General features: G+C 42.5%; 3 protein-coding genes and 1 pseudogene. All 4 read left to right on the forward strand.

Features of this window, described 5'->3' with window-relative positions:
• A pseudogene (locus tag ACGF63_RS22510) lies at window positions 1-262 on the forward strand (hypothetical protein); the annotation flags it as partial.
• A gap of 9 nt (window positions 263-271) precedes the next feature.
• Entirely contained in the window at window positions 272-1,312 is a 1,041-nt protein-coding gene (locus ACGF63_RS22515) for a hypothetical protein (protein WP_166291787.1), read from the forward strand.
• Between the two features lie 141 nt (window positions 1,313-1,453).
• Complete coding sequence (locus ACGF63_RS22520; protein ID WP_387633302.1) at window positions 1,454-2,485, forward strand: hypothetical protein; 1,032 nt, start codon at window positions 1,454-1,456, stop codon at window positions 2,483-2,485.
• Between the two features lie 512 nt (window positions 2,486-2,997).
• A partial coding sequence (gene tssI / locus ACGF63_RS22525; RefSeq protein ID WP_387633303.1) for a type VI secretion system tip protein TssI/VgrG occupies window positions 2,998-3,541 on the forward strand: 544 nt, incomplete at its 3' end.

Raw genomic sequence — 3,541 nt, forward strand, 5'->3', positions numbered from 1 at the left:
GGTAGCTGCGGAGGTAGAAAAAGAAGATGGTGAAAAATCTATAATCAAAGCTAAGAAAAAGTGGAAATGGATTATTGCCGATCCGTTAAAAGCCGGCGAATCTCCATTAAGAATTAACCTGATAGGAGAAGAACGGTCTGTTGTTCAGCCGGAAATAGTCCCGGGTGCTGAAACCGCATCGTGGGAAATGGGCTATGATCCTAACGTTAATCCTAAGCTGGATAAAATCCCGTTTATCAATGCGGGATTCCCAAGAATGTAAGGATAAAAAATGAAATTAAAACTGTTATTGCTATTATTAGGAGTGATTATTATGTCCAGTTTAGGCGTGATGGTGATGTCTGGTGCTAATGCACATGAGCCCAGGCTATATATTCGCAGTTTATTTGATATCCAATATGCTTTTTGTGATATCAAAACTAATGGCGTAACTGGGTTCAGTAACCGTAATTCGGCTCTGGAAGGGCGGGGATTTGGCACTGCCAGCACGGGCTCCATGTTGTTTATGACAAACGGCGAAAACGAAATCAGTCTGGAGTTTGGTGCACTAGGCTGGTTTGCAGCAGATGAAATGTCAGATAAAGCTCGTAATCACTTCAACCCTGAGGCTAAGTGCACACTGGAGCTGACCGCCATGCGCGGTAAAGAGAGTCAAGTTCTGACGGCGATTGAAGTAGAAATTGATAAAAATGGTCAGCCCGTGGCAACCACACCAGCGAATGAAGCCAAATATGCCGCTGTCAGCACACCGGTTATACGCCATGTGATACAGTCTGAAAATGTAGAGGCTGGGTATAAAGATAAAGACTATTTTGATATTCGAAAATTTCCACCCCATATGACCTTATACCGGTTTAGTCGCAGTGTAAAAATCAGTGGGTTACCTGACTGGGAATGGGTGAAGGCAACACCCTATACCGATACCCCAGAACAACGTCGGCAACTGCAACAGGCTTATATGGCTGCCTGGCAGGCTTATAACGCTAAAGATATGAATACGCTTCGTGAACAACAACAAGTTGCGCTCAAAGCCTGGGCTTGGGCTACTGGCGAAAGTGAAGAGAGTATTTTCTCTGATCAATCTGTTTACCGTAATATCAAAACAACGAGTTTCAGAATGATACCAATTAACTGGGACAATTACAGAGTTAAGATAATGAATCAGGGTAAAATGGTCAGATTAGTGAATAAGTCTGACTTAAAGAATTCCCCACTATCTTACTATTACGTTGATGAAGATGGCGATACTATTCTGGCTACTTTCGCACCAATCTTCTCATTAATTAACGGTCGTTTTGTCCAGGTGATTTAATGGATGTAATATCGGGTTATTTGACCCGATATTTTCTTTAGATGGGAAACATTTGGACAATGCAATAAAAATAGGTGATATCGCAGTGCAGAGTAATAATCATTGTGGCACCATGAAAAGAAAGAATTAAAGGGCGAAAAAATGACATTAAAGTTGTTGGTTCTTTTCTCACTATTACTCTCAACAGGCATTATTTTTATCCATAGCACTAACGCAAATAAACCGAGACTGTATATTCGCAGCTTATTCGATATCCAATATGCCTTTTGTGATATTAAAACCAATGGTGTAACGGGAATGGATAACCGTGATTCAGCCCAAGAAGGTCGGGGATTTGGTACATCCAGCACGGCCTCTATGTTGTTCCTGGTCAACGGCGAAAATGAAATCAGTCTGGAGTTCGGAGCGTTGGGCTGGTTTTCCCAAGAAACACTATCAGATAAAGCCCGCAGTTTCTTCAATCCTGAAGCAAAATGTAAGCTAGAACTAACCGCCATGCACGGTAAAAACAGTCATGTGCTGACAGCAATTGAAGTGGCAATAGATAAGAATGGTCAACCCGTGGCAACAGTATCTTCGGATGAACCCAAATACGTGGCTGTCAGCACCCCGGTTGTACGCCACATGATACAGGCAGAAAATATTGAAGCCGGACATAAAGATAAAGAATACTTTAATATTAGAACATTTCCGCCCAATATGACCTTATATCGGTTTAGCCGTAATGTGAAAATTAGTGGGTTACCTGACTGGGAATGGGTGAAGGCAACCCCCTATACGGATACGCCTGAACAGCGCCGGCAACTGCAACAGGCTTATATGGCCGTCTGGCAGGCTTATAATACAAAAGATGTGAACATCCTCCATGATCAACAAAAAATCGCGCTTAAAGCCTGGGCCTGGTCAACCGGAGAAAGTGAAGAGAGTATCTTCACTGATCAACCAATTCACAGTGATATCAAAGCAAAAAGCTTCAAAATGATACCGATTAACTGGAATGATTACACCGTTAAAATAATGAACCAAGGCAGAATGGTCAGGTTGGTGAATAAATCAGACCCAGAAAGTTCTCCAATATCCTATTACGTTGACGACGAAGATGGCGAGACTGTTTTGTCTACTACTGCACCGATTTTCTCATTAATTAACGGCCGTTTTGTCCAGGTGATTTAATGGAGGTCATATCGGGTTATTTGACTCGATATTTTCTTCTAAGACTTTCACAGATACAAAAGGCATGTATTTATTTGAGATGTATCGCTAATTCTGCTTTCTTATTTCGTACCAATGAAGCGCAGGTTCAGGTCAACGATTCTGTTTAATCGCATTGAGGCGGTTAATTCTAACGCATTAAATTCCTTATCGTTATTTGTGATATTCCGCAAAAAATCTTTAATTTGACCAGAATAAAATTTCGTTATTAAAAGAAAATAAGTGCATTATTCCTTCCCTTTTCTATGCTCCCGTTCATATGTTAAACAATCAAACCGACAGGATGCTGATAATTTCAGGCAGAAATATGAAGTCAATGCCCTGTCCACCAAGGGTAGAGAAAAGTTTAGCTGTGGCTCTGCCGGTCAAATACATTCGGTCATCATTTAAATTGATGAAGGTTGGATTATGGTTGTATTAAACGATTCCTTTCATTTCCTCAACGTCAATATCACTCAGTCAGGAGGGCAGTAATGGCGGATTCAGGACTGGTTTTTACCCTCACCGTAGGTAATCTCCCGGAGCAAACTTTTGCTGTGGTTGAATTTACCCTGAATGAAGCGCTGTCAACATTGTTCTGCCTGGAAGCCACGTTAACCAGCGCTGATCCGGATATTGACTTTGCTGATGTGCTGGATAATTCCGCAACACTGACCGTTTATCGCGACGGGCAACCGGAGCGCAGTGTCACCGGGATGGTGACGCAGTTTGAACAAAGCACGACAGGTCGCCATCGCAGTCATTATTCCCTGACACTTCACCCGGGTTTGTGGCGTGCAGGATTACGGGTGAATTCCCGCATTTTTCAGCGCCAATCCGTGACCGATATTGTCGAAAAATTGCTGAAAGAAAATGGTGTCAGGAACTTCGCGTGTAACCTGCGTTATGAACATCCTGAACGGGAATTTTGTGTTCAGTATGATGAAAGCGACCTGATGTTTCTCCAGCGCTTATTGGCGGATGAAGGGATATCTTATTACTTTGTGTTCACCCCGGAGCCGGGTGAACCGTTAGTGG

The organism is Photorhabdus sp. RM322S (assembly GCF_042879395.1).
Taxonomy (GTDB): domain Bacteria; phylum Pseudomonadota; class Gammaproteobacteria; order Enterobacterales; family Enterobacteriaceae; genus Photorhabdus; species Photorhabdus khanii.